We start from the raw sequence: 23,029 nt of genomic DNA, 5'->3' as shown, positions 1-23,029 counted from the left end.
GATCAAGCCTTCTTGGTCTCCCAGAAGATCTTGTCGATCTGGGCGATGTAGTCCAGCGCCTTCTGGCCCGTGGCCGGGTCGGTGGACGCCTTGGCGGCCGAGAGGGCCTTCAGGGTGTCGTTCACCAGCTGGTGCAGCTCCGGGTACTTCTCGAAGTGCGGGGCCTTGAAGTAGTCGCTCCAGAGCACGGAGACGTGGTGCTTGGCCAGCTCCGCGCGCTGCTCCTTGATGACGGTGGCACGCGCCTGGAAGTGCGGGTCGTCGTTGGCGGCCATCTTGTCCTGAACGGCCTTCACGGACTCCGCCTCGATGCGGGCCTGGGCCGGGTCGTACACACCGCAGGGCAGGTCGCAGTGCGCGCTGACCTTGACCTTGGGGGCAAACAGGCGGGAAAGCATGGAGCATTCCTTCCTCGTGATCGTCTTCTCAGGTGCGACATTACTCCCTGAGGGACGGGTTTTCGTGAGTGCCCCCTAGGGCTTAGGACAAAAGTCCAGGGTCAGACTGGGACTGGTGGAGGAACGGACCGGGGAGGTGCCGGGGATGCCGGAGCTGTCGCAGGAGACCGAGCGGGGGAGGGCCGGGGCGCCCTTCGGACTGGCCGAGGTGACCGGCCCGTCCATGGTTCCCACGCTGCATCACGGAGACCGGCTGCTGCTGCAGTACGGGGCCGCGATCAGGCCCGGGGACGTCGTCGTCCTGCGGCATCCCTTCCAGCAGGACCTGCTGGTGGTCAAGCGTGCCGTGGAGCGGCGCGAGGGCGGCTGGTGGGTGCTCGGGGACAATCCGTACGCGGGCGGGGACAGCACCGACTACGGGGTCGTGCCCGAGGAGCTGATCCTCGGCAAGGCGCGGCTGCGGTACCGGCCGCTCAAGGACGGTCAGCGCTCGCCGCTGGCGCTGGCACGCTGGGTGCTCTCGGCCGCCAGGCCGCTGCTGCCCGACCGGTCGGCCTCCAGGCGCTTGCGGGCGCGGTAGGCGGCCACGTTGGCGCGGGTCGCGCAGCGGTCCGAGCAGTAGCGCCGGGAGCGGTTGGTGGACGTGTCGAGGTAGGCGTTGCGGCAGGGCGCGGCCTGGCACAGGCCGAGGCGGTCGACGCCGTACTCGGTCAGGTGGAACGCCAGGCCCATCGCCGCTATGGCCGCGAAGCCCGCGGTGGCGTTGGACGGGTGGTCGGCCAGGTGCATGTGCCACAGGGGGCGGCCGTCCTCGTCGCGGTAGTCGTGCCCGGAGATCTGGGGGCTGACCGGGAACTCCAGGAGCAGTGAGTTCAGGAGGTCCACGGCGAGCGTCTCGTCGCCCTGGTCCGCCGCCTCGAAGACCGCGCGCAGCCTGCCCCGTACCGAGCGGAAGCGCGTGACATCGGCGTCGGTGGCGCGGCGGGCCGCCGACGCGTTCACCCCGAAGAGGTCGCGGACGGCCTCGACCGAGGTCAGCGAGTCCTTGCCCCGGGCCGGTTCCTCGCTGTTGACGAGGCGTACCGCGTAATCCGAGTAATAGGCCAGTTCCACTTGTAGTCCTTACGGAGGCGCTCTATGGTCATGTCTGCGGTCGGGTAACAGCCGGTCGTGCTTCCAGGGTATTACGCATGCATGAGGGGACGGGGAAGTCATGACCACCAGTACCGGAACCGACTGGGCCGCCTGGCAGGAGAGCTGGGACCGGCAGCAGGAGTGGTACATGCCGGACCGCGAGGAGCGGTTCCGGATCATGCTCGACATGGTCGAGGCGCTGGCCGGCACGGCCCCGCGCGTGCTCGACCTCGCCTGCGGCACCGGCAGCATCACCGCCCGGCTGCTGGCGCGGTTCCCCGAGGCCACCAGCACCGGGGTCGACCTCGACCCGGCCCTGCTCGCCGTCGCGCGCGGCACCTTCGAGGGCGACGACCGCGTCTCCTTCGTCACCGCGGACCTCAAGGATCCCGACTGGCCGGCCCGGCTGCCGTACGACTCCTACGACGCGATCCTGACCGCCACGGCCCTGCACTGGCTGCACAGCGAACCCCTCGCGGCCCTCTACGGTCAGGTCGCGGGGCTGGTCCGCGACGGCGGTGTCTTCATGAACGCGGACCACATGATCGACGAGAGCACGCCCCGGATCAACGCGGCGGAGCGCGCCCAGCGGCACGCGCGCATGGATCAGGCCAAGCAGGACGGTGCCCTGGACTGGGCCGAGTGGTGGCAGGTGGCGGCGAAGGACCCGGTCCTCGCCGAGCCCACCGCCCGCCGCTTCGAGATCTACGGCGAGCACGCCGACGGCGACATGCCGTCCGCCGCGTGGCACGCGCGCGTACTGCGCGAGAAGGGGTTCGGGGAGGCGCGGGCGGTGTGGTGCTCGCCGTCGGACACGCTGCTCCTCGCGCTGAAGTAGGCGCACCGGAGCAGGCGTGCTCAAGGCGAAGGGCGGTACGGGGATCCCGTACCGCCCTTCGCGTGGTGGAGTGTCAGAGCACCTTGGACAGGAACGACTGCGTCCGCTCGTGCTGAGGGTTCGTCAGCACGTCGCGGGGATGGCCGGATTCGACCACCACGCCGCCGTCCATGAACACCAGGCTGTCGCCCACCTCGCGGGCGAAGCCCATCTCGTGGGTGACGACGACCATCGTCATGCCCGACTCGGCGAGGTCGCGCATGACGTCCAGGACGTCGCCGACCAGCTCCGGGTCGAGGGCCGAGGTCGGCTCGTCGAACAGCATCAGCTTCGGGTCCATGGCGAGGGCCCGGGCGATGGCGACGCGCTGCTGCTGGCCGCCGGAGAGCTGCGAGGGGTAGTTCCCGGCCTTGTCGGCCAGGCCCACGCGCTCCAGGAGCTGCATGGCGCGCTCCTTGGTCTCGGCCTTGGAAGCGCCCTTGACCTGGACCGGCGCCTCGATGACGTTCTCCACGGCCGTCATGTGCGGGAACAGGTTGAAGCGCTGGAAGACCATGCCGATGTCCCGGCGCTTGAGCGCGACCTCGCTGTCCTTCAGCTCGTACAGCTTGTCGCCCTTCTGGCGGTAGCCGACCAGCTCGCCGTCCACGTACAGACGGCCCGCGTTGACCTTCTCGAGGTGGTTGATGCACCGCAGGAAGGTCGACTTGCCGGAGCCGGAGGGGCCGATGAGGCAGAACACCTCGCCGGACTTCACCTCCAGGTCGATGCCCTTGAGGACCTCCACGGGACCGAAGGACTTGTGCACGCCCTCGGCCTTGACCATCGGGACGGACGAGTGCCGCGTGGTCGAGTCCGTCTTGCTCAGCTTGTCGGTCATGCCGTGACCTTCCTGCTCGAGAAGGTCGTCAGGTGCGCCCTGACCTTCTGCCACGGAGTGGGCGGCAGGCTGCGGCTGGAGCCGCGCGCGTAGTACCGCTCGATGTAGTACTGGCCGACGCTGAGGACCGACGTCATGATCAGGTACCAGGCCGCGGCCAGGAAGTACATCTCCACCGGGGCGCCGGAGTTCTGGCCGATGTCCTGGGCGTAACGGAACAGCTCCGGATACTGGACGGCCGCCACGAGCGAGGTCGTCTTCAGCATGTTGATCACTTCGTTGCCCGTGGGCGGCACGATCACGCGCATCGCCTGCGGGATGACGATCCGGCGCAGCGTCTTGCCGTGGCTCATGCCCAGCGCGTGGGCTGCCTCGGTCTGGCCCTCGTCGACCGCGAGCAGGCCGGCGCGGCAGATCTCCGCCATGTACGCCGCCTCGTTCAGACCCAGGCCGAGCAACGCCGTCAGCAGCGGCGTCATGAAGTTCGACCACTCGTCCTTGTAGAGCGGCATCAGGTTGATGTAGCGGAAGACCAGGCCCAGGTTGAACCACAGGAACAGCTGGACCAGGACCGGGGTGCCACGGAAGAACCAGATGTAGAACCACGCGATCGACGAGGTCACCGGGTTCTTCGACAGGCGCATCACGGCGAGGCCGATGCCGCCGACGATGCCGATCAGCATCGACAGGACCGTCAGCAGGAGCGTCTTGTAGACGCCCTTCATGATCCGGTCGTCGAAGAAGTAGTCCGGTACCGCGTGCCAGTTGATCTGGCCCTGGCCGAACGCGTAGATGATCGCGACGAGGATCGCGATCGCGATGACGGCGGTGACGTACCGCCCGTAGTGCCGGACCGGGATGGCCTTGATGGCCTCCGGGCCGGCCGGCGGGGTGTCCGCCGGCTCCGCCGTCTTCTTGATGTCAGTCACGGGTGTTGCCTCTCGGTGGCCGCTCGGGTGCCGCGGGTCACTTGCCGCCGTTGATCGCGGACTCCTTGACGGCGCCGTCCTGGGCGCCCCACTTCTCGAGGATCTTCTCGTACTCGCCGTTCTTGATGATCGCGTTCATCGCGGCCTGGAGCGCGTCCCGCAGCTGGGTGTCGCTCTTGGCGACGGCGATGCCGTACGGGGCCGCCTCGACCTGGTCGCCGACGACCTGGAAGTCCTTGCCGCCGCCCGAGGTCTTCACCGCGTACGCGGCGACCGGGAAGTCGGAGGAGGCCGCGTCCACGCCGCCCGAGCGCAGGCGGGTCTGGGACTGCTGGTCGTCGTCGAACGCCTCGATGGTGAGCTTCTTGCCGCTCGGACACTTCTTGGCCTCCTGCTTGGCCAGGTCCTCCGAGACGGTGCCGCGCTCGACGGCGATCTTCTTGCCGCACAGGTCCGCCCAGGACGTGATGCCCTTGGTGTCGCCCTTGCGGGTGTAGATCGAGACACCGGCGGTCAGGTAGTCGACGAAGTCGACGCCCTCGCCGACCTTCTTGCCGGTGTCCGGGTCGACGCCCTCCTGGCGGTTCTTGTTGTCCGTCATCGCCGACATCGCGATGTCGTAGCGGCCGGAGCGCAGGCCGGTGAGCAGGGCGTCGAAGGTGCCGTTCTCGAACGTGAGCTTCACGCCGAGCTGCTTGCCCATGGCAGCCGCGAGGTCGGGGTCGAGGCCGACGACGTTGCCGGAGGAGTCCTTGAACTCGACCGGGGCGTAGGCGATGTCCGAACCGACCTTGATCTCGCCCTTGTCGCGGATTTCCTTGGGGAGCTTGTCGGCGAGCGGGGCGTTGCTGGTGGACGCAGTGCCGGAGCCGTTGTCCTTGTTCTTGGTCTGGTCACCGCAGCCGGTGAGCAGCAGGGCGCCTGCGACCGCGATCGCACCGACCGCGGTGAGCCGGGAGTACGCGGCGGTCGTACGACGGGTGGAGCTTGCGGTCATCGTGGTTCCTCCGGCGGAAGGGAAGAGGTGCCGATGGGTCGACGGAAACACACACCATCGGGTGTCGCGACCTCGTGGGTTTACCGCATCTTGCCATTCGGACTGCGCCATTCAGGGGCGTCGCTATGTCAAAATCGGATAACGGGTGACCCCCGAACCGCGTCAGGTCCCGTCAGGACGGGACTTCAGGGCCGCAGATCTGCGGAAATCCAGCACTCCGGCCGGAAAATCTTCGGGTCATCTCACGATGTGGTCCCCTGTTGCGCGGATGATCGATCAGGTCCGAGTTACCCGCGAGTCACATCCGTGTTGTGCTCGTGTCAGCCGCGTGTCATCCACGTGTGGCCTTCTGGTCGCGAGATGTGACCTTGCACCTAATGGACTCGTCGTGAGCGCCGTCCGTCCGGTAAGAAGGTTCTTTACACCCCTCATCCGGGGCTCAGGGCGCGTGTGCGGCGCGCCCGTCGCGTATCGCTCGCACGTATCAAGCAATCGGGCCTTACGCGGTGCCCGCCCACCCCTCACCAGGAGTGGTCGACCCTCAAACCATGCATACCTAAGGGGTAAAACAAAGTGGCAGCGGAGATCGTCAATCCTCGCAGCGACAGCAGTACGGATCAGGACGGGGCAGAGCCCCTCGATTCCTTCGATCCGGTGTTCGCGCTGCACCGCGGCGGCAAGATGGCCGTGCAGGCCACCGTGCCGGTCCGCGACAAGGACGACCTTTCCCTCGCGTACACGCCCGGCGTCGCGCGCGTGTGCACCGCGATCGCGGAGCAGCCGGACCTGGTCAACGACTACACCTGGAAGTCCTCCGTGGTGGCTGTCGTGACCGACGGTACGGCCGTGCTCGGGCTCGGGGACATCGGTCCCCAGGCCTCCCTCCCCGTGATGGAGGGCAAGGCGATCCTGTTCAAGCAGTTCGGTGGCGTCGACGCGGTGCCGATCGCGCTCGACTGCACGGGCGTGGACGAGATCGTGGAGACCGTGGTCCGGCTCGCTCCCTCCTTCGGCGGAGTGAACCTGGAGGACATCTCGGCACCCCGGTGCTTCGAGATCGAGAAGCAGCTCCAGGAGCGGCTCGACATCCCGGTCTTCCACGACGACCAGCACGGCACGGCCGTCGTGACCCTCGCGGCGCTGCGGAACGCGGCGCGGCTGAGCGGGCGCGAGATCGGGCAGCTGCGGGCCGTCATCTCGGGCGCCGGCGCGGCCGGTGTCGCCATCGCCAAGATGCTGGTCGGGGCCGGCATCGGGGACGTGGCGCTGGCGGACCGCAAGGGCGTCGTGTCGGCGGACCGCGAGGACCTGACGCCGGTCAAGCGGGAAGTGGCCTCCTTCACCAACAAGGCCGGCATCACCGGCTCGCTGGAGAACGCCCTCGCGGGCGCCGACGTCTTCATCGGCGTCTCCGGCGGTACGGTCCCGGAGGAGGCCGTGGCCTCCATGGCGGAGGGTGCCTTCGTGTTCGCGATGGCCAACCCGAACCCGGAGGTCCACCCCGAGGTGGCCCACAAGTACGCGGCGGTCGTCGCGACCGGGCGCTCGGACTTCCCGAACCAGATCAACAACGTGCTGGCCTTCCCGGGCATCTTCGCGGGTGCGCTGCAGGTGCGGGCCACTCGGATCACCGAGGGCATGAAGATCGCTGCCGCGGAGGCGCTGGCTGCTGTGGTCGGGGACGACCTCGCCGCCGACTACGTGATTCCGTCGCCGTTCGATGAGCGGGTCGCTCCGGCCGTGACCGCGGCGGTCGCTGCGGCTGCTCGTGCCGAGGGCGTTGCGCGTCGCTGACGTTGCGCTGAATGGCCCCGCCCGTTCGGGCGGGGCCATTTCTTTACCCGCCTGCCCGCCCGTTCGGGTGTCGGCGAGGGCCCCTTGAGGGCGTGGACGCCGGGCTGCGCCGCACGGGTGCCATCACACAAGAGGGCATGTGTCACAGCGCCGTGCAGTTCCGTCAGCTGCACGGCGCACCTATCGTCGAGCCCATGTTCGCTGCCTACGCCGCCCGAATCGACCGCGACCAGCCGCTCTCCGGCCTTGAGTTGGGGGAGCGTCCGGCCCCCGAGGCCCGGCCCGACTGGAGCACGATCACCGTGCGGGCCGCCTCCCTCAACCACCACGACCTCTGGTCCCTGCGGGGTGTCGGACTCCCGGAGGAACGGCTGCCGATGATCCTCGGCTGCGACGCCGCCGGGATCGACGAGGACGGCAACGAGGTCGTCCTGCACTCCGTCATCGGCCAGACCGGTCATGGCGTCGGCCCCAAGGAGCCGCGCTCCATCCTCACCGAGCGCTACCAGGGCACCTTCGCCGAGCAGGTCGCCGTGCCGACCTGGAACGTCCTGCCCAAGCCGAAGGAGCTGTCCTTCGCGGAGGCCGCCTGCCTGCCGACCGCGTGGCTGACGGCGTACCGGATGCTGTTCACCAACGCCGGGGTGCGACCCGGTGACTCGGTCCTCGTGCAGGGCGCGGGCGGCGGTGTCGCCACGGCCGCGATCGTGCTGGGCAAGGCGGCCGGCCTGCGGGTCTTCGCCACCAGCCGGGACGAGGCGAAGCGGAAGCGGGCCCTGGAGCTGGGCGCGGTCGAGGCGGTGGAGTCGGGGGCCCGGCTGCCGCAGCGGGTGGACGCCGTCATCGAGACCGTCGGCGCCGCCACCTGGTCCCACTCGGTGAAGTCCCTGCGGCCCGGCGGGACGATCGTCATCTCCGGTGCCACCAGCGGCGACCGTCCCTCGCACGCCGAGCTGACCCGGATCTTCTTCCTGGAGTTGAAGGTCGTCGGCTCCACCATGGGCACCAAGGAGGAGCTGGAGGACCTGCTCTCCTTCTGCGCCGCCACCGGCGTACGGCCCGTCATCGACGAGGTGCTGCCTCTGGACCGGGCCCGCGAGGGCTTCGAACGGCTGGAATCCGGCGACCAGTTCGGGAAGATCGTCCTGACCAACGGCTGATCTGCCGTGGCCGCCGACGTGCGGCCGGGGCTTTTCCGTCCGGCGGCGTGTCCCGGGTGTCCGGGGCACACCGCAGGGTCGGGCGGGGCCGGGGCCGGGGCCGGCAGGCCCCAGGCGGGTCAGACCTTCGGGCCGCGCAGCAGCGCCCCGATGTGGGCCGCCGCCGTCGACAGGTGGCGGCGGGCGTCGCGGAGCTGGTCGGCGGTGACGCCGTGGTCGCGGGCCGCGTCGCGGATGTCGTCGCGGAAGCGGTCGAGCAGGCGGTCCAGGTCGCGGGTGGGGTCGCCGGTGCCGTCCTCGTGGGCCCAGGACGGCTCGTACTCGGCCGGGAAGTCCTCCGGGGTGGCGGAGTACTCCGGTCCCGGCGCGGGGGCCGGCTTGCGGGCACCCTGGCCCGGCTCCCCGGCGGCGCGGCCGAAGCCCCAGTCCTTGCCGAACTCCTTCCCGTAGTCCTTCCCGAACTCGCCGAACTCCTTGGCCAGTTCGGTCAGGCCCTCCCGTACGCCGGTCGGCCAGTCGCCGCGCGTGAAGTGGTCCTGCACCCGCTCCTGGACATGGCGTGCGATGCGCTGCATCTCCTCCTGGGCCTGGGCCCGCGCCCGCGTCTGGGCCTCCTGGGCCTGGTGGCGGGCCCGCTGGGCCTCCTCGCGGGCCCGGCGGCTCTCGTCCTTGGCGCGGCGTGCCTGTTCCTTCCACTCCTGCTTGACCCGGCGCATCTCCTCCTTGGCGGCCCGCCAGGCCTCCTTTTCGGTGAGGTCGCCGTACTCCGCGAAGGGGCCCGCCTCGCCGCCGCCGGCCTTGGCGCCCCGGCGGGCCTCGGAGGCGGCGGCGCGCATCTCGCGCCGCAGGTCGCCCGCCGCGCCGCGCACGTCCGCCTTTATCTCGGCGGCGAGTTCGGCGACGGACTCGCGGATCTCCAGCTCCAGGTCGGCCAGTTCGCCGCTGCGGTCGGCCAGTTCGGCGCGGCCGGCGTCCGTGATGGCGTACACCTTGCGGCCGCCCTCGGTGGTGTGCGTGACCAGGCCCTCGGCCTCCAGCTTGGCCAGGCGGGGGTAGACCGTGCCCGCCGAAGGGGCGTACAGGCCCTGGAAGCGCTCTTCGAGGAGCCTTATCACCTCGTAGCCGTGGCGCGGGGCCTCGTCGAGCAGCTTGAGCAGATAGAGGCGGAGGCGGCCGTGGGCGAAGACGGGGGGCATGTCAGAGCACCTTCTTGTCGGTCGTGCCGTCGGCCGGGTCGCCGGGGGCGTCGGAGTCCTGGCCGGAGACGGAATTGTCCCCCGGGGCGGCCCCTGGTCCGGCCGCCGGGTCGGTCGGTGTCCCGTTGGCCGCGGGGCCGGCGGGCGGCGCCGCCTCCCACGGGGCGTCGTGCTCGTCCTCGCCCGGCGGCCGGCGCAGCAGGGCGATGGAGCCGGAGACCGTGGTGGCCCGGAGCCTGCCGTTGCCCGCGCCGAGGCGGCCGGTGATCTTGTGGGCGCCCCACTGGCCGTGCACCCGCAGGCCGTCGAAGGCGTTGGAGATCGTGCCGCTCGCGGTGTTCGCCTCCACGTCCGCGTCCGCCGGGTGCGGCAGGCGGATGGCGATCTCGCCGGAGACGCTGGTCAGCCGGACGTCGGTGGGGCCGTCCGGGTCCAGGTCGATGATCATGGAGCCGCTGACGGAGTCGGCGCGGACGGAGGGGCCCGAGCCCTCGACCACGGTCAGGTCGCCCGAGACCGAGTTGAACCGCAGGTCGCCCGTGACGGCCTGGGCCTCCAGGTTCCCGGACACGGTGTCGGCGCGGACCGGGCCGGAGAGGCCGACGAGGGTCGTGTCGCCGGTGACGCCCTTGATCACCGAGGAGCCGCTGAGGCCGGAGACGACCGCGCCGGCGCCGACCACGCCGACCTCCACGCGCGTGCCGGCGGGGACCGCGAGGGAGACGACGGCGCTGCGCCGCCAGCCCTTGCGGTCGAGCCACTTGAGGAAGCCCTTCCAGGGCAGGTCCTCGTAGGCCACCGTGAGGGTGCCGCCCTCCTGCGTGACGGTCAGGGGTGGGCCCTCGATGTCCGAGACCTCCAGGCGGGCGGAACCTTCGTCCGTGCCCATGACGTTCACCGTTCCGTTGACGATGCGCACGTGCAGGTCGCTCACGGGGGTGTCGAAGGTGAGCTTCTGCGGCTCGGCGACGGACCACTCGGACATGGGGAGCCTCCTCGGCGGGACACGGTCGCGCTGCCGCGACACGCCATATCGCGTCTTCTGTCAAACACGATATATCGCGGTCGACGAAAGTCAAGACACCCTTTGGTGTTGCATAGGCTGTCCCTGAGCTACGTACACGCAGGAGAGGCAGCCCATGTACTTCACCGACCGCGGGATCGAGGAGCTGGAGAAGCGGCGCGGCGAGGAAGAGGTCACGTTCGAGTGGCTTGCCGAGCAGCTGCGCACGTTCGTGGATCTGAACCCGGACTTCGAGGTGCCCGTCGAGCGGCTCGCGACCTGGCTCGCGCGGCTCGACGACGAGGACGACGAGTAGGCGGCAGCGGCCACTTCCGTCACAGTAGGGGCGATCATCGGCCTTCTCGTCCCATGACCCTCCCCCGTCGCTTTTTCCGGAGTTAGCCTTCTCCTCCCATTCAGCGAACGGGGGCGTCATGGGTGGAGGGGTCGAACGCGTACGGCTCGACGACGGAACCGTCGTCTGGGCCAGGATCGGCGCGGCCGACGAGGAAGCGCTCGGCGACGGAACGTACTGGGACACCGGGTTCGGGGACCGGGTCATCGACATGGCGGGCGGGCTCGCCGGCACGGTCGGGGGCGTCGTGCGCTCTCTGCGCGCCGGTCTGGACACACCCGCCCCGGTCGAGGTGTCCGTCAGCTTCGGAATCGAACTGACGGCGCAGGCCGGCAAGATCGTGAGCGCCATCGCGGAGGGCGGCGGCAAGTCCTCCCTCACGGTGTCCCTGACCTGGACCGAACCGCCCGCGACGGCGGACGGCACGGATCCCGCGGCGCCCGGCGGTGCCGTCGTACCGCCCCGGTCCCCGGCCTCCGGCGCCGTATGAGCGCCTTCGACGAGATGGTGCGCCCCTCCCTCGCACGCATCGGCGCACCAGGTGACGGGTATGCAACGGACCGTGACCTGTACTGGGGGTCGGGGTTCTTCATAGCCCCGGGCTGGCTGTTGACCTGCGCCCACGTCGTGGGGAAGGGGGGAGCCGCGGTGTGCCGAGGGGAGAGCGCCATACGCGTGAGCTGGCAGGAGCGCACCGCTGCCGGCACCTGGGAGGAGCGCAGCGGCGCCGGGACGGCCGAACTCCTCGCGCCACGGCCCGAGACCCCCGAGTCGTTCCGTGGTCCCTGGCCGTTCCCCGACCTCGCGCTCGTCCGCGTCAGCGGCGCGGACGACGTGCGCTGCCTCTGGCTGAGCGACCGCGAGCCCGTCGCCCGCGCCCCGATCGGGCTGTACGGCTGGTCCGTGCAGACCGGCGAGCTGGGTATCCGGCACGGCACCGGCGAGCTGGCGGGCTCCGACGCACGGGCGCTGCTGCTCGGCGGCAGTCTGCCGATCGGCGGGCTGTCCGGCGGGCCCGTGCTGGATCTGCGGCACGGGTCGGTCATCGGCGTGATCAAGGGGCGCCGCCGGGAGGAGGGGGTCGCCGTCCCGGTCGGCGCGCTGCACGAGCTGCCGGATTCGCGCGAGGGCCCCGCCGTCCTGCACGAGGTCCTGCGCGCACACGACCTGCACCACCGCCGCCTCCTCGACGACCCGTCGCCGTACCCGGACTGGACCACGCTCCAGGCCGCCCTGCCCGCCCTCGCGCCCCCCGCCTCCGGGATCACCGCCGACCTCCGCACCCGGCTCTACGGCCATCTCGCCGAACTGCCGCCGCCCGCCGGAGCGGGCGAGATCGTCCACCTCGTGGAGGAGGTCAAGGAGCAGGTGCGCGGCGAGCGGCTGCTCTCGCTGGTGCTGCAGAACGTGCGGACGTGGCGTGAGGGCGCCGGGCTGCTGTACGGGCTGCGCACGCTGGAACCGGGCGGCGGCGGCACGCTGGTCGACCTCGACGCCGTCCTCCTGTACGCGGCCAAGGTGGTCCGCAGGGCCGTGAAGGAGCGTCCCGGCGAGGTGGATCCCGCGCGGCTCGGCGCGTTCACCGACTGGCTCGGCGGGCAGGCGGACGGCCACCGGAACTGGGCGGTGGGCGAGGCCGTCCGGGGGCTGCTGGAGGGCGTCGACGGCCAGGGCGGTGACGGCGGCCGCCCCGCCGGGCCCGCGGCCCCGCCCGTCGTACGGCCGGCCGCCACCCGGACCGACGTCCTCGTCAAGGTGGGTCGGCCCATGTACGACGGGCGCTACCCGTGGAGCGTGCAGCTGATCTACGACGGCCTGGACGTCACCCCGGTCGACGCCGACGACCGGGGTGTCCGCGTCGAGGAGCTGGCCGCGGCGCTGCGCGAACCGCTGGCCCAGGCGCTCAGCCAGGGCGACCACGGGGAGCATCTGGCCGCGGTCGAGGTGTTCCTGCCCCGCAAGCTGTTCGATCTGCCGGTGGACGAGTGGCAGTTGCTGCCCGGCGCCGAGGCCGTGGCGGCCATGGAGACGGACGAGAACGAGGACGAGGACGAAGACGACGACGGTGACGTCGTCGACGAGCGGTCCATGCCGCTCGGGATGCGCCGGACCGTCGTCATCCGGGACGTGCTGCGCAACGACCGTCCGCCCGCGCCGGAGTGGCGCAGGCGCCGGCGCGGTGTCGTCGGCGGGCCGCTCGCGCACGAGCCGCTGCACGGCCGGGCCCCGGCCGACGGCCATCCCGCCGCGGTCCGTTCCGCGGGCAAGTACCCGTACTACGGCGCCCTGTCGGCGATGGACGACGCGTGCGTTCCGGTGTACTGCGGTCCGGTCGGCAGCGGGGAGGGGCAGGCGGCGATGAGGGATGCGCTGATGGCCGGCCACTCGGTGGTGCTGTGGCGCCGGGACCGGCACGACCACGACGAGTGCAAGGACTTCCACCGGCAGGCCGCCCATGTGCTGGGGATGGCCCGGAACGCCGAAGGCCTGCACGGCCCGGTGCGTGACCTGCGCATCCGGCTGTACGACCCCGAGTCGGCCCGGGCTCAGGGCCTGCGCGGGAAGCTGGCTGTGCTGTTCGACCCGCCGGACCGGCCGCCGTACGGCACCGAGACGATGCGACCGCCGCCACTGGCCGCCCCCGGCGGCTGACCCGCCCCGCGTACGCGCCGGACACCCTGCCAACCCCCTTGATTCGCAAGGTTGTTCGGCTGGGCCGGAAGTGAACGCCGGACCCCTCGAACCCAAGCGGACACGGCCGCCTGACGGTAGCCTCGTCGTCGAACAGCCGGGCCCGCTGCATGATCACCAGAGCCGGGAGGAGCCCAAGGTGAACGACTGGCGGATCTACCGCGGAGTGGGTCAGCCGCACGACGGCATGCTGCGGTTGCCGGCACCGCCGCCCTGGCGCGACTTCGCGGCCTCCCGGGAGAGCACGGAGACCGGCCCGGAGGACCCCAGCAGTGCCCGCAGGCTCGGCGTCCGCCGCCGTCTGGTCGAGAGCTACGCGCCCCGGCCGGCCGAGGTGGACGCGGTCAACGCGGCCCTCTATCTGCGCCGGCCCCTGCTGGTGACCGGCAACCCGGGCACGGGCAAGTCCACCCTGGCGTACGCGATCGCCCATGAACTCGGCCTCGGCAAGGTGCTGCGCTGGCCCATCGTCAGCCGCACCACCCTCCAGGACGGCCTGTACCGGTACGACGCGATCGGCCGCCTCCAGGACGTCCAGCTGGAGCGCGCCCGCGGCGCCGAGGGCGCGACGGCCGCCCCCGGCATCGGCTCGTACATCCGGCTCGGCCCGCTCGGCACCGCGCTGCTGCCCGCCGAGCAACCCCGCGTGCTGCTCATCGACGAACTCGACAAGAGCGACCTCGACCTGCCCAACGACCTGCTCAACACCCTGGAGGAGGGCGAGTTCTCGATCCCCGAGCTGGAGCGGCTCGCCGACCGCGAACCCGTCGTCGAGGTGATCGACCACGACGGCGACCGGGTCGCCGTGCACGGCGGACGGATCGCCTGCACCGCCTTCCCGGTGATCGTCCTGACCTCCAACGGCGAACGCGACTTCCCCGCCCCCCTCCTGCGGCGCTGCGTGCAGCTGGAGCTGGACCCGCCCGGCGAGGAGCAGCTCACCGCCATGGTCGAGGCGCATCTCGGCGCGGACGGCGTCGAGGCCGGCCCGGATCTCATCCGCAGGTTCCTGGAGCGCGAACCCGGCGAGGTACTAGCCGCCGACCAGCTCCTCAACGCCCTCTTCCTCACCCGGCACGACCCGCGCGCGCAGAGCCTCACCCGGGAGCGGATCGCCGAGATGCTCATGCAGCCGCTCGACCGTACGAGGTGATGGCCCGATGCCCGGGATGCGCCTGGACGAGCTGATCGGCAAGCTGCGCCAGGGCGGGCTCGACCCCACCGCTGAGGACGTGGCGGACGCGGTCTGGCTGGCCCGGCGGCTCGGCGCGGCCCCGCCCCGCGACGCCCCAGGACCGCCCGGCACCGCCCCGGCCCGCCAGGCCGACGGCGACTCGGAGCCGTTGCCGCCCGACTCCGCCGCGGCCCCGGTCACCGACCCGCCCCAGGCCCGGACGGACGCCCCCGCCGCCCCGGTCCCGCTGCTCACACCCGGTCTCACGCCGCGCCCGCAGTCCGACTCCGGCGCGCCCGCCGCGTTCCCCGTCCGTGCGCCCGCCGCCGGTGCCCTGCCCGGACTGCTCGGCCTGGAGAAGGCGCTGCGCGCGCTCGGCCGCTACCGGGTCGCCTCCGTACGCTCCGAGCACGAGCCGATCGACGAGGACGCCACCGCCGACCGCGCCGCCGCGAGCGGCATCCTGCTCCCGGTCACCCGGCCCGGCCGCCGCCGGCGCTGCGACGTCCAGCTGCTCATGGACACCGGGCCCGCCATGGCCGTCTGGGGGCAGCTGGTCGAGGAACTGCGCCAGGCCTGCCAGCAGTCCGGCGCGTTCTCCTCCGTCCGCGTCCACCACCTGTACGCCGACGCCTTTGGCGCGCCCCTCGTCGGTACGACCGCGGGGCCCGGCCGGCACACCCGGCTGCGCCCCGCCGACGAACTGCACGACCCGACCGGCCGCCGGCTCACCTTCGTCATCAGCGACTGCGTGGGCCCGCTGTGGCAGAACGGCAGCGCACAGCGCCTGCTGCACCAGTGGCCGCGCACCGCCCCGCTGGCCGTCGTCCAGCCGCTGCCGCCCCGCCTGTGGGGCCGTACCGCGCTGCCCGCCGAGCCCGGCCTGCTGCTGCGCCCCGCCGAAGTCGGCGGCCGCCTCGGCTTCCTGCCCGACGACGAGCCCTGGGAGGAACCGGCGCCGGGCGCCCGGCCGGTACCGGTGCTGCAGCCCACCCCGGAGGCCTTCGAGGCCTTCGCCCGGCTGCTCGGCGGCGCCGGCCCCACCAGCGAGCGTGCCTGGGCGGCCCTCACCGACCCGGGTACGACCCCGGCGGCCGCCCCCGCCACGGCGGCACCGCGCAGCGACGACGACCTGCTGCGCGCCTTCCGCGCCGGAGCCTCACCCGGCGCCCTGCGCCTGGCCGTCTACCTCGCCGCGGCTCCTCTCACGCTGCCCGTGATGCAACTGGTCCAGCGGGCGATGCTGCCCGACACGGGCCCCATGGAACTGGCCGAGGTCCTGCTCGGCGGGCTGCTCCGACAGCTCCCCGGCACCGAGGACCAGCCCTGCTTCGCCTACTCGGGCCGGGTGCAGGACCTGCTCCTGTCCTCCCTGGACCAGGACACGGCCGGCCTCGTGCTCAAGCACTGCTCGGCCTATGTGGAACGGCACTTCGGCCGGGGCACCCGCAACTTCGCCGCCCTCGCCGCGGCCCGGCTCGCCGACCACGGCCCGGCCGCCGGGGCCGCGCCCCTGCCCGAGGACGCCGGCTCGGCGGAGGGCGGCGGCAGCGTCGAGGCCGAGCTGTTCGCCCGCATTCCGGCCAGGGTCCTGCGCTTCTACCTGCCGGACCTGGTCACGCCCGACCCGCTGACCGAGGCCGAGCGCCTGCTCGACCAGTGGCACCACCTGGCCGACCCGGAGGTGTTGCACCGCGCCCGCGAACAGGCCCTCGCGGCCGCCGTCCCCGGCACCGGGACCGTCCCCGGCACCGGGCTGCGGTCCCACCTGGTGCTCGGCCGCATCCTGCGCGCCGAGGCGGGCACGGCGGCCGCGCGTACGGCGGGCAGACGTGCCGAGCTGCTGCGCGAGGCCGCGACCGAACTCGCCGCGGCCCACGCGGCGGCCCCCGCCGACAGCCGCGAACGGGCCGAGGCGGCCCTGGAACTCGCCTCCTGCCGACGCGAGTTGTGGCAGCTGACGGCCGAGACCGACCACCTCACGGCCGCTCTGGAGGTCCTCGACCCCGAGTCGGCTCCCTGGCCCGGGCTGACGGAGCAGGCGCGGTCCTGGTTCCGGGCGCGGCGACGGGAGGACGGGGACACCCTGGCAGGGCTCGGTGATGCGGGGGACCGGGAGCCGGGGGACAGCGCCGCCTCACCGGAGGCTCGGAGGAGGCCCGGCGGCGGCTCTGCCGACCCGACGGTGTCGGGGTCCGGGCTGGAGGGTTCGGGGGGTGGCGCCGGCGGATTCGGGGCGCCGGGATCCGGGCTGGAGGGCTTCGGTGAGAGTGCCGTCCCGCGATCCGAGCTGGACGGCCCCGGAGCCGACCCCGGCGATCCCACGGCGTCCGGACCCGCCCCGGCGGACTCCGAGGGCCGTCCGGGCCACAGCCCGGCGCAGGAGGCGACCGGGGTGCAGCAGGCCGCCGGGGCGGGCTCCGTGCCCTGGCCCGTCGCCGCACACCGGGCCCGGCTGTTGCTGCGTGGCCGGATTCTGCTCGACCTTCGGCATCCCGGTGCGGCCGTCGGGGAGCTGCGGGAAGCCTGCGCGATCCTGGACGGTGAGGGAGCCGCCGCTGCCGTACGCGGGCCCGCGTTGCTGGACCTGGCGCGGGCGCTGCGGGAGTCGGGGGCCGAGGACGGGCAGACGCGGCGGGCGCTGCTGCGGGCCCGCCGGGCCGCCGGGGACGACCCCGAGCTGCTCCTGCCCTGCCTGACCGCGCTCGCCGCCTTCCATGACGCGGCGGGGGAGGTCCGCGAGGCCGACGAGACGTACGAACGGGCCGCCCTGCTCGCACCCGCCGACGGCACCCTGCGCTGCCAACTCCTCACCGCCTGGGGCGAGTCGCTGCTGCGACGGGCCTCCGCAGCGGACGGCTCGGGCATCGTGGACCGAGCCGAGTACGTGCTGCGCGAAGCGCTGAAGTCACTGCCCGCCCGGTCCGCCCAGCGCGGGCGGCTGCAGGGCCTGGTCGGCAGCGCACTGGCCCAGCGGTTCCGCCATCTCGGCTTCCTGCCCGACCTGTTCGAGAGCCGCCACCTGCTCGGCCAGGCCGTGCGCGCGGCGGCCGACGCGGCCGTACGGGCCGAGGCGTGGCTGCAGTTGGGGCGGGTTCGGCTGGAGGGCTGGCATCACGCCGGTGCGCCGCTGCTGATGGACGCGTTGCAGGCGTACGAGAACGCCGAGCGGGAGGCGCAGGCCGCCCACGGCGCCGACCCCGGCTCGGTGACGGCCGCACGGGCGCGGCACGGCAGCGGGGCGGCGCTCGCGCTGATGGGGCGGCCCGGCGCGGCCGGCAACGCCTACCGGGCGGCCCGAGACCAGTGGCAGCGGCTGGTCGCGGCGCTGCGGGAGGTCGACTGGGCGGACGTGGAGCTGACCCGAAGCGCCGTGCAGGACCCGGCCGCCGGCGGGCCCGGGCCGATGCCGGAGGAACAGTGGCGCCACACTGCCCCACCGTGGTGGCCTTGGAACCTGGAGTGGAACAACTCGAGTGAGCTTGACCGGAGTTGATCCCGGTCGGGTTTCTGCTCCCCGCCAGTCGGGAAGAACTGGGCAGCTGTCACGGCCGTGCGGGGCGGGCGTGGGGCAGGGAGGAGCCGAGGTGGGGGAGCACAGGATACGGGCGGTCGGCCTCGGCCGGACGACAGGAGAGGGCCTGGTTCCGCCCGACCTCACTGACGTCGACCTGCGGACTTTGCGGGCCCTTGACGACCCGGAGCTGATCGCGGCGGTGGAGGGGGTGCTGGCGGACCCCGGGGAGCTGCGCCGGGTCTGGTACACCAACCCGGACGACGACGCCGTACCGGAAGGGCCCGAGGGGCGTGCGTTTTCAGCCGGTCGTGCGCGGCGCCCTTTACGGAGTGAGGACACCGTGGCATGACCTCCGGGCCGGTCACGCCGGAGATCTTCGCCGAGCTGGCGCGGACCCGGCCGCTGCCCGTGGTCACCGGCGCGCTGCGTGCCGCGCTGCGTGCCCGCCGGATGCTGCTGCTCAAATCCCTCCTCGTCCGCGCCGAACGCCGGCACGATGCGCTGCCGACCGCGGTACGACGGGGCTTCGAGGAGGACTGGGCGCTGCTGGAGCGGGCGGAGCGGGCCGACCCCGCGGCGGTCCGTGAGGTGCTCGACTATCCGACGACCGGCTCCTGGCTCGCCGAGCTGCTCGCCGCACCCGACGGTCCGGCCTTCGAGGAACGGCTGGACCGGCTGGGCGGTGTGGCGGTCGCCGCCGCGCTCCGGGCGGGGTGCCGTTTCACCCTCACGCGCCCGCTGCCGACGGGCACCCTGTCCCTGCCCGGCATCGGCCTGCTGCGCTGCGCCCCCGGACCGGCCCGGCTGAGCGGCCGCGCCGGCGTCGTACGGCTCACCGACAGCGCGGGCGGCACGGTCCTGCTGTCCGGGGCGGCACCCGACGTCGTGCGGCCGCGCCGGGCGCCCCACGGCCCGCCGGCCTGGTCCGTGCTGCACCTGCTGCCCGGCAGCGCAGCCGTCCTCGACGACGTGGACCCCTACCGGGTGCCTCCGGGCGGCATCGGCCCGGCGGCCCTGCCCGGGGCCGAGCGCCCGTACTCCGACCAGCTCGCCTGGACCACCCGCTGGCGCGACGCGCTGGCCCTGCTGGTCACGACGCATCCCGGCCGGGCCGCCGAGACGACGGCGCTGGTCCGCTGCGTCGTCCCGCTCACGTCCCCGGCGGGCGCGGGTACGCCGATGAGCGCGACGCTGCGCACCGCACCCGGCGCCGTCCTCACCCAGCTGCCGGCCGACCGGCGGGACCTGGCGGAGTTGCTGGTGCACGAGACGCACCACACCAAACTGGCCGTGCTCGACGAACTCGTCCCCCTGCGGCGGCCCTGCGGCGACGGCATCCTGCACCGGGTCGGGTGGCGGCGGGATCCGCGGCCCGTCTCGGGAGTGCTGCAGGGGGCGTACGCGCATCTGGCGCTGATGGACCTGTGGTGGCGGGCCCGGACCGGGCCGGGGGGCGACCGGAACTGGGGCCGGCGCGCGGCGGAGCGGTTCGAGGCACACAGGGATCAGGTCGGCCAGGCCTTGTCCGTGCTGAGCGATTCCGATGAACTGACCCCAGAGGGAAGGGAGTTCGTCCGGAACATGGGTGCACACCACGGGATTCTCGGGGTGACCGCCCGACAGTCCGGATAACGCTCCGTAGAGGCGCCTTTGCGTTACGTTATGTGTGCGGCTGCCCGAGAGGGCGGCAGCCGCGGGAACAGGGAGCGACGATGGCGGAACAGCGGCGGTCGGGCGAGACCGGTGCGGCGGCACATGAGCACGTTCTCGTGGTCTTCCCGGGATACCACCGCTCATGGGCGACATGGATCGCACAGTGCCTGGAGCGCCACGGGCACCGGGCCACCCTGCAGCGCTGGGACCCGCCGCGCGAGGTGCCCCTGGAGGACTCGCTCGGCGACCTGCTGCTGTCCAGCGGCAAGGTCCTCCTCGTCCTCAACGACTGGTTCTTCGAGCTCGGCCCGCGCCCGCCCGGCGAGTGGAACGACGCCCTGCGCGGTTTCGTGGCCGCACAGGCCGACCGCTTCGCCGCGGTCAACCTCACCAACCGGCCGCTGCTCCCGGCCACCGCGGTCCTGGAACCGGCCAGCCTGTGGGCGCTGAGCGAGGAGGCTGCCGAGGAGCGCCTGCTGAACCGGCTCGGCCTTGAGCGCCGCCCGCGCCCACGGCCCCTGCCGGATCAGATCCGCTACCCCGACGAGCGCTGCGAGATCTGGGGCGAGGTGCCGCGCCGCAACCCGCGCTTCACTGGCCGCGACGACCTGCTCAACGAGCTGCACCAGCGGCTCGCGGACGCCGAGCGCGGGGCCTCCGCCTGCACGCTCGTCGGCATGTCGGGCATCGGCAAGACCCAGCTCGCCGCCGAGTACGCACACCGCTTCAGCACCGACTACGACCTGGTGTGGTGGGTCAACTCCGACGACCGCAACATCCAGCGCGACCGGCTCGGCGAACTCGCCGTGGAACTCGGCCTGCGGATCGGCAGCGAGCCCGGCGAGCGCATCCGCGCGGTGCGCAACGCGCTGCGGCGCGGGGAGCCGTACGCCAACTGGCTGGTGGTCTTCGACGGCTGGGACGACACCGAAGGCGTGTCGGCCCTGCTCCCGCAGGGCACCGGCCACGTCCTGATCACCTCACGCAACCGGGGCTGGAGCGAGCACACCGACGTCCTTTCGATCCCCTCCTTCCTGCGGGCCGAGTCCACCGCGTACCTGATGCGCCGCGCCCCGCACATCAGCGCCGCGGAGGCCGACGAGGTGGCCGCCGAGTTCGGCGACGTCCCGCTGCCGCTCGTGCAGGCCGCCTCCTGGCTCGGCGAGTCCGGCATGGAGGTGGCCGAGTACCTGCGGATGGTGCGGGAACGGCGGCTGTCCACCGTCGACGAGCCCGTCACCGGCGAGGGCTTCCCGCGCTCCTCCCTGACCTCCTGGGCCATACTGCTCAACCGCCTGCGCCGCTCCCAGCCGCAGGCCATCGATGTGCTGAGCCTGTGCACCTCGTTCGCACCCGGCCGTATCCCGCTCGGCCTGATCCGCGCCTACCCGCGGGCCGAACTGCCCGAGGAACTGCGCTGGATGTCCACCGACCTGCCGGCCTGGACCAGGGCCCTGGACGCACTCGTCAACTACTCCGTGCTCACCCGGGAGACCCGTGGACCGCTGGCCGCCGAGATGGGCCCGCACCAGGAGTCCGTGCACATGCACCGTCTCGTCCACGACATCGTCTCCAAACTGACCAGCGAAGACAGCCGGGACCTGCACCAACGGGCGGTGCGCACCCTGCTCGCCGAGGCCGACCCCGGCAACCCCGCCGACAGCAGGAACTGGCCGCGCTACGCCGAACTGCTGCCCCACCTGGAGCCCTCCGGCGCCCTGGAGAGCCGTCAGCCACGCGTCCAGGAACTGGTGCTGAACTGTCTGCGCTACTGCTCGCGCAGCGGGGAGTACAGCGGCGGCCTCGAACTGGCCCAGCGGGTGCGCCCCCACTGGTCCCGGTTCATGGATCCGCTCGACCAGCCCATGCTCGACCTGGCCACCCAGGAGAGCAACATGCTCCGTAACAGCGGCCGGTTCCGCGACGCCTACGAGCTGCACCGCGGCGTCCTGGACCGGCTGCAGGCCGCGCCCGTGCGCAACGAGATCGGTGAGCTGGTCACCAAGAGCGCCATGGCGTCCGGCCTGCGCAACCTCGGCCGGTACCTGGAGGCGTACGACCTGCAGCGCGAGGTGCTCGACGGCAACGAGCGGCTCCTGGGCCCGGACGAGCCCCCCACTCTGGTCGCCCGGCACAACCTCGGTGTGTGCCTGCGGGCGCTGGGCCGGTACGCCGAGGCGCTGGAGCTCGACCTGGACACGCTCGGCAGGCGCGAGAGCGTGCTGCGGGCGCGGCACATCAACACCCTCAGCTCGGGCAACGCGGTCACCCACAGCCTGCGGCTGCTGGGCCGCTACCGTGACGCGCTCGCCCGCCAGGAACCGGTCGTACGCCTCCATGTGACGGTGCTCGGCCCGCAGCATCCGCAGACCCTCGAAGCCCGGGCCCAGCTGGCCATGTGCAGACGCCGCGAGGGCGGTCACGCCCCGGAGGTCGGCCCGACCATGGCCAGCCTGCTGGAGCAGCTGATCCAGCTGCACGGCCGCGAGCACTACCGGACCCTGGCCTTCCTCACCAACTACGGCAACTACCTGCGGGAGCACGGCGACCTCTCCCAGTCCCGCGAGCTGATCGACGAGGCCGAGGCCGGCTACCGGGCCCTGCTCGGCCCGGCCCACCCGGTCGCCACCGGCATGCTCTCCAACACCGGCCTGGTCATGCAGGCCGCGGGCGAGCGGGGAGAGGCCCTGTCGATGTTCGAGTCCGCCCTCGCCGGTCTCACCGCCACCCTCGGCGCCGACCACCCCTGGGTCCTCGGCTGCGCCCTCAACGCGGCCAGCGCCCGCAACCTGAACGGCCGGATCGCCGACGCCGTCGAACTGAGCCGGGACACCCTGCGCCGGGCCCGGCACACCCTGGGGCACGAGCACCCGCTCACCCTCTCCGGCCAGGTGGCACTCGCCGCCGACCTGCGCGCCGCCCGTGAACACGAGGAGGCCGGAAAACTGGAGGACGACGGCCTCCTCGGCCTCACCCGCACCCTGGGCGCCCAACACCCCCACACCATCTCGGCCCGCCAGCGCACGAGGCCGTACTGGGACTTCGAACCGTATCTGGGCTGAGCGGGCTTCCCGGTCGCCCGGTGCTGTGGCTGGGCGGGGGGTGGGGCCGCTCGCCCGCGCTTGCGGGGTGCCGCTGTGCAGCCGGCGGAACTGCAGCTCCCTAGGGGCGCGGGGCTGTATCGATATGCGGCTCCGCCGCGTGGGCGCGACCAGCCCCCGCGCACCCGCAGCCGCGTACGGTCACAATCGCCCCGGCGGGTAGGCGAAGGGCCCGGTGCCGAGTAAGAACTCGGCACCGGGCCCTGGTG

19 protein-coding genes are annotated in these 23,029 nt (G+C 72.5%); 12 read left to right on the top strand and 7 right to left on the bottom strand.

What is annotated here, in order from left to right; all coding sequences use genetic code 11:
- Nucleotides 1-2: 2 nt before the first annotated feature.
- Entirely contained in the window at nucleotides 3-398 is a 396-nt protein-coding gene (sodN, locus tag ACFY3C_RS12720; RefSeq protein ID WP_158924645.1) for a superoxide dismutase, Ni, read from the bottom strand.
- A 145-nt stretch (nucleotides 399-543) separates the two neighbouring features.
- Between sodN and sodX the strand changes: the two genes are divergently transcribed.
- The gene (gene sodX / locus ACFY3C_RS12715; protein ID WP_386578312.1) at nucleotides 544-978 is read left to right on the top strand and encodes a nickel-type superoxide dismutase maturation protease; all 435 of its coding nucleotides are present in this window, start codon (nucleotides 544-546) and stop codon (nucleotides 976-978) included.
- Here sodX and ACFY3C_RS12710 read toward each other — a convergent pair.
- Nucleotides 882-1,511 (bottom strand): CGNR zinc finger domain-containing protein, encoded by a 630-nt coding sequence (locus ACFY3C_RS12710; protein ID WP_389181493.1) that lies wholly within the window; start codon nucleotides 1,509-1,511, stop codon nucleotides 882-884. The genes sodX and ACFY3C_RS12710 overlap by 97 nt on opposite strands.
- 100 nt (nucleotides 1,512-1,611) lie before the next feature.
- Here ACFY3C_RS12710 and ACFY3C_RS12705 point away from each other — a divergent pair, with 100 nt between their 5' ends.
- A complete protein-coding gene (locus tag ACFY3C_RS12705) occupies nucleotides 1,612-2,370 on the top strand; it encodes a class I SAM-dependent methyltransferase (protein ID WP_390770740.1) in 759 nt (252 codons plus the stop codon).
- A gap of 73 nt (nucleotides 2,371-2,443) precedes the next feature.
- Here the strand turns inward: ACFY3C_RS12705 and ACFY3C_RS12700 are convergent, their stop codons facing one another.
- The 3 genes from ACFY3C_RS12700 to ACFY3C_RS12690 are packed head-to-tail and all read right to left on the bottom strand — an operon-like array spanning nucleotide 2,444 to nucleotide 5,176.
- Complete coding sequence (locus ACFY3C_RS12700; RefSeq protein ID WP_390770886.1) at nucleotides 2,444-3,196, bottom strand: amino acid ABC transporter ATP-binding protein; 753 nt, start codon at nucleotides 3,194-3,196, stop codon at nucleotides 2,444-2,446.
- A 50-nt stretch (nucleotides 3,197-3,246) separates the two neighbouring features.
- The gene (locus tag ACFY3C_RS12695) at nucleotides 3,247-4,179 is read right to left on the bottom strand and encodes an amino acid ABC transporter permease (RefSeq protein ID WP_390770739.1); all 933 of its coding nucleotides are present in this window, start codon (nucleotides 4,177-4,179) and stop codon (nucleotides 3,247-3,249) included.
- Nucleotides 4,180-4,216: 37 nt separating this feature from the next.
- The gene (locus ACFY3C_RS12690) at nucleotides 4,217-5,176 is read right to left on the bottom strand and encodes an ABC transporter substrate-binding protein (protein ID WP_390770738.1); all 960 of its coding nucleotides are present in this window, start codon (nucleotides 5,174-5,176) and stop codon (nucleotides 4,217-4,219) included.
- Nucleotides 5,177-5,749: 573 nt separating this feature from the next.
- On the opposite strand from ACFY3C_RS12690, the gene ACFY3C_RS12685 reads away from it, so the two are divergent.
- A complete protein-coding gene (locus tag ACFY3C_RS12685; protein ID WP_386578285.1) occupies nucleotides 5,750-6,970 on the top strand; it encodes an NADP-dependent malic enzyme in 1,221 nt (406 codons plus the stop codon).
- A gap of 194 nt (nucleotides 6,971-7,164) precedes the next feature.
- Entirely contained in the window at nucleotides 7,165-8,130 is a 966-nt protein-coding gene (locus tag ACFY3C_RS12680) for a zinc-binding dehydrogenase (RefSeq protein ID WP_390770737.1), read from the top strand.
- 119 nt (nucleotides 8,131-8,249) lie between these two features.
- Here ACFY3C_RS12680 and ACFY3C_RS12675 read toward each other — a convergent pair whose 3' ends face one another.
- Together ACFY3C_RS12675 and ACFY3C_RS12670 are read right to left on the bottom strand one after the other, a co-directional pair.
- The gene (locus tag ACFY3C_RS12675) at nucleotides 8,250-9,326 is read right to left on the bottom strand and encodes a helix-turn-helix transcriptional regulator (RefSeq protein ID WP_390770736.1); all 1,077 of its coding nucleotides are present in this window, start codon (nucleotides 9,324-9,326) and stop codon (nucleotides 8,250-8,252) included.
- A gap of 1 nt (nucleotide 9,327) precedes the next feature.
- On the bottom strand, nucleotides 9,328-10,311 hold the full coding sequence (locus tag ACFY3C_RS12670; RefSeq protein ID WP_390770735.1) for a DUF4097 domain-containing protein: 984 nt from the start codon (nucleotides 10,309-10,311) through the stop codon (nucleotides 9,328-9,330).
- 154 nt (nucleotides 10,312-10,465) lie between these two features.
- On the opposite strand from ACFY3C_RS12670, the gene ACFY3C_RS12665 reads away from it, so the two are divergent.
- The 8 genes from ACFY3C_RS12665 (at nucleotide 10,466) to fxsT (ending at nucleotide 22,781) form a co-directional block, all read left to right on the top strand.
- Nucleotides 10,466-10,645, top strand: coding sequence for a DUF6104 family protein (locus tag ACFY3C_RS12665; RefSeq protein WP_003992906.1), 180 nt, complete (start codon nucleotides 10,466-10,468; stop codon nucleotides 10,643-10,645).
- 118 nt (nucleotides 10,646-10,763) lie between these two features.
- Nucleotides 10,764-11,174, top strand: coding sequence for a CU044_2847 family protein (locus ACFY3C_RS12660; RefSeq protein ID WP_386578289.1), 411 nt, complete (start codon nucleotides 10,764-10,766; stop codon nucleotides 11,172-11,174).
- Entirely contained in the window at nucleotides 11,171-13,336 is a 2,166-nt protein-coding gene (locus tag ACFY3C_RS12655) for a trypsin-like peptidase domain-containing protein (RefSeq protein WP_390770734.1), read from the top strand. Before ACFY3C_RS12660 ends, ACFY3C_RS12655 begins: the two co-directional genes overlap by 4 nt.
- 178 nt (nucleotides 13,337-13,514) lie before the next feature.
- The gene (locus ACFY3C_RS12650) at nucleotides 13,515-14,528 is read left to right on the top strand and encodes an AAA family ATPase (RefSeq protein ID WP_386578290.1); all 1,014 of its coding nucleotides are present in this window, start codon (nucleotides 13,515-13,517) and stop codon (nucleotides 14,526-14,528) included.
- 7 nt (nucleotides 14,529-14,535) lie between these two features.
- Nucleotides 14,536-18,045, top strand: coding sequence for an SAV_2336 N-terminal domain-related protein (locus ACFY3C_RS12645; RefSeq protein ID WP_390770733.1), 3,510 nt, complete (start codon nucleotides 14,536-14,538; stop codon nucleotides 18,043-18,045).
- A gap of 91 nt (nucleotides 18,046-18,136) precedes the next feature.
- Entirely contained in the window at nucleotides 18,137-18,415 is a 279-nt protein-coding gene (locus ACFY3C_RS12640) for a hypothetical protein (RefSeq protein ID WP_386578292.1), read from the top strand.
- Nucleotides 18,412-19,698 carry an aKG-HExxH-type peptide beta-hydroxylase gene (locus tag ACFY3C_RS12635; RefSeq protein WP_390770732.1) on the top strand — a complete coding sequence of 429 codons (1,287 nt, stop codon included), beginning with the start codon at nucleotides 18,412-18,414 and terminating at the stop codon, nucleotides 19,696-19,698. The genes ACFY3C_RS12640 and ACFY3C_RS12635 overlap by 4 nt, the downstream gene beginning before the upstream one ends.
- An 80-nt stretch (nucleotides 19,699-19,778) precedes the next feature.
- Nucleotides 19,779-22,781, top strand: coding sequence for an FxSxx-COOH system tetratricopeptide repeat protein (fxsT, locus tag ACFY3C_RS12630; RefSeq protein ID WP_386578294.1), 3,003 nt, complete (start codon nucleotides 19,779-19,781; stop codon nucleotides 22,779-22,781).
- Nucleotides 22,782-23,029: the final 248 nt, after the last annotated feature.

The organism is Streptomyces sp. NPDC001410 (assembly GCF_042895235.1).
Lineage (GTDB): Bacteria > Actinomycetota > Actinomycetes > Streptomycetales > Streptomycetaceae > Streptomyces.
Note: the sequence above shows the minus strand (reverse complement) of the source record. Positions and strands in the feature narration are given on the sequence as shown.

Coding starts and splice junctions, on each gene's coding strand:
- ACFY3C_RS12680 (WP_390770737.1), top strand. CDS start 7,165: ATGTTCGCTGCCTACGCCGCCCGAATCGACCGCGACCAGCCGCTCTCC.
- ACFY3C_RS12700 (WP_390770886.1), bottom strand. CDS start 3,196: ATGGTCAAGGCCGAGGGCGTGCACAAGTCCTTCGGTCCCGTGGAGGTC.
- fxsT (WP_386578294.1), top strand. CDS start 19,779: ATGGCGGAACAGCGGCGGTCGGGCGAGACCGGTGCGGCGGCACATGAG.
- ACFY3C_RS12660 (WP_386578289.1), top strand. CDS start 10,764: ATGGGTGGAGGGGTCGAACGCGTACGGCTCGACGACGGAACCGTCGTC.
- ACFY3C_RS12690 (WP_390770738.1), bottom strand. CDS start 5,176: ATGACCGCAAGCTCCACCCGTCGTACGACCGCCGCGTACTCCCGGCTC.
- ACFY3C_RS12635 (WP_390770732.1), top strand. CDS start 18,412: ATGACCTCCGGGCCGGTCACGCCGGAGATCTTCGCCGAGCTGGCGCGG.
- ACFY3C_RS12645 (WP_390770733.1), top strand. CDS start 14,536: ATGCCCGGGATGCGCCTGGACGAGCTGATCGGCAAGCTGCGCCAGGGC.
- sodX (WP_386578312.1), top strand. CDS start 544: ATGCCGGAGCTGTCGCAGGAGACCGAGCGGGGGAGGGCCGGGGCGCCC.
- ACFY3C_RS12705 (WP_390770740.1), top strand. CDS start 1,612: ATGACCACCAGTACCGGAACCGACTGGGCCGCCTGGCAGGAGAGCTGG.
- ACFY3C_RS12670 (WP_390770735.1), bottom strand. CDS start 10,311: ATGTCCGAGTGGTCCGTCGCCGAGCCGCAGAAGCTCACCTTCGACACC.
- ACFY3C_RS12665 (WP_003992906.1), top strand. CDS start 10,466: ATGTACTTCACCGACCGCGGGATCGAGGAGCTGGAGAAGCGGCGCGGC.
- sodN (WP_158924645.1), bottom strand. CDS start 398: ATGCTTTCCCGCCTGTTTGCCCCCAAGGTCAAGGTCAGCGCGCACTGC.
- ACFY3C_RS12675 (WP_390770736.1), bottom strand. CDS start 9,326: ATGCCCCCCGTCTTCGCCCACGGCCGCCTCCGCCTCTATCTGCTCAAG.
- ACFY3C_RS12655 (WP_390770734.1), top strand. CDS start 11,171: ATGAGCGCCTTCGACGAGATGGTGCGCCCCTCCCTCGCACGCATCGGC.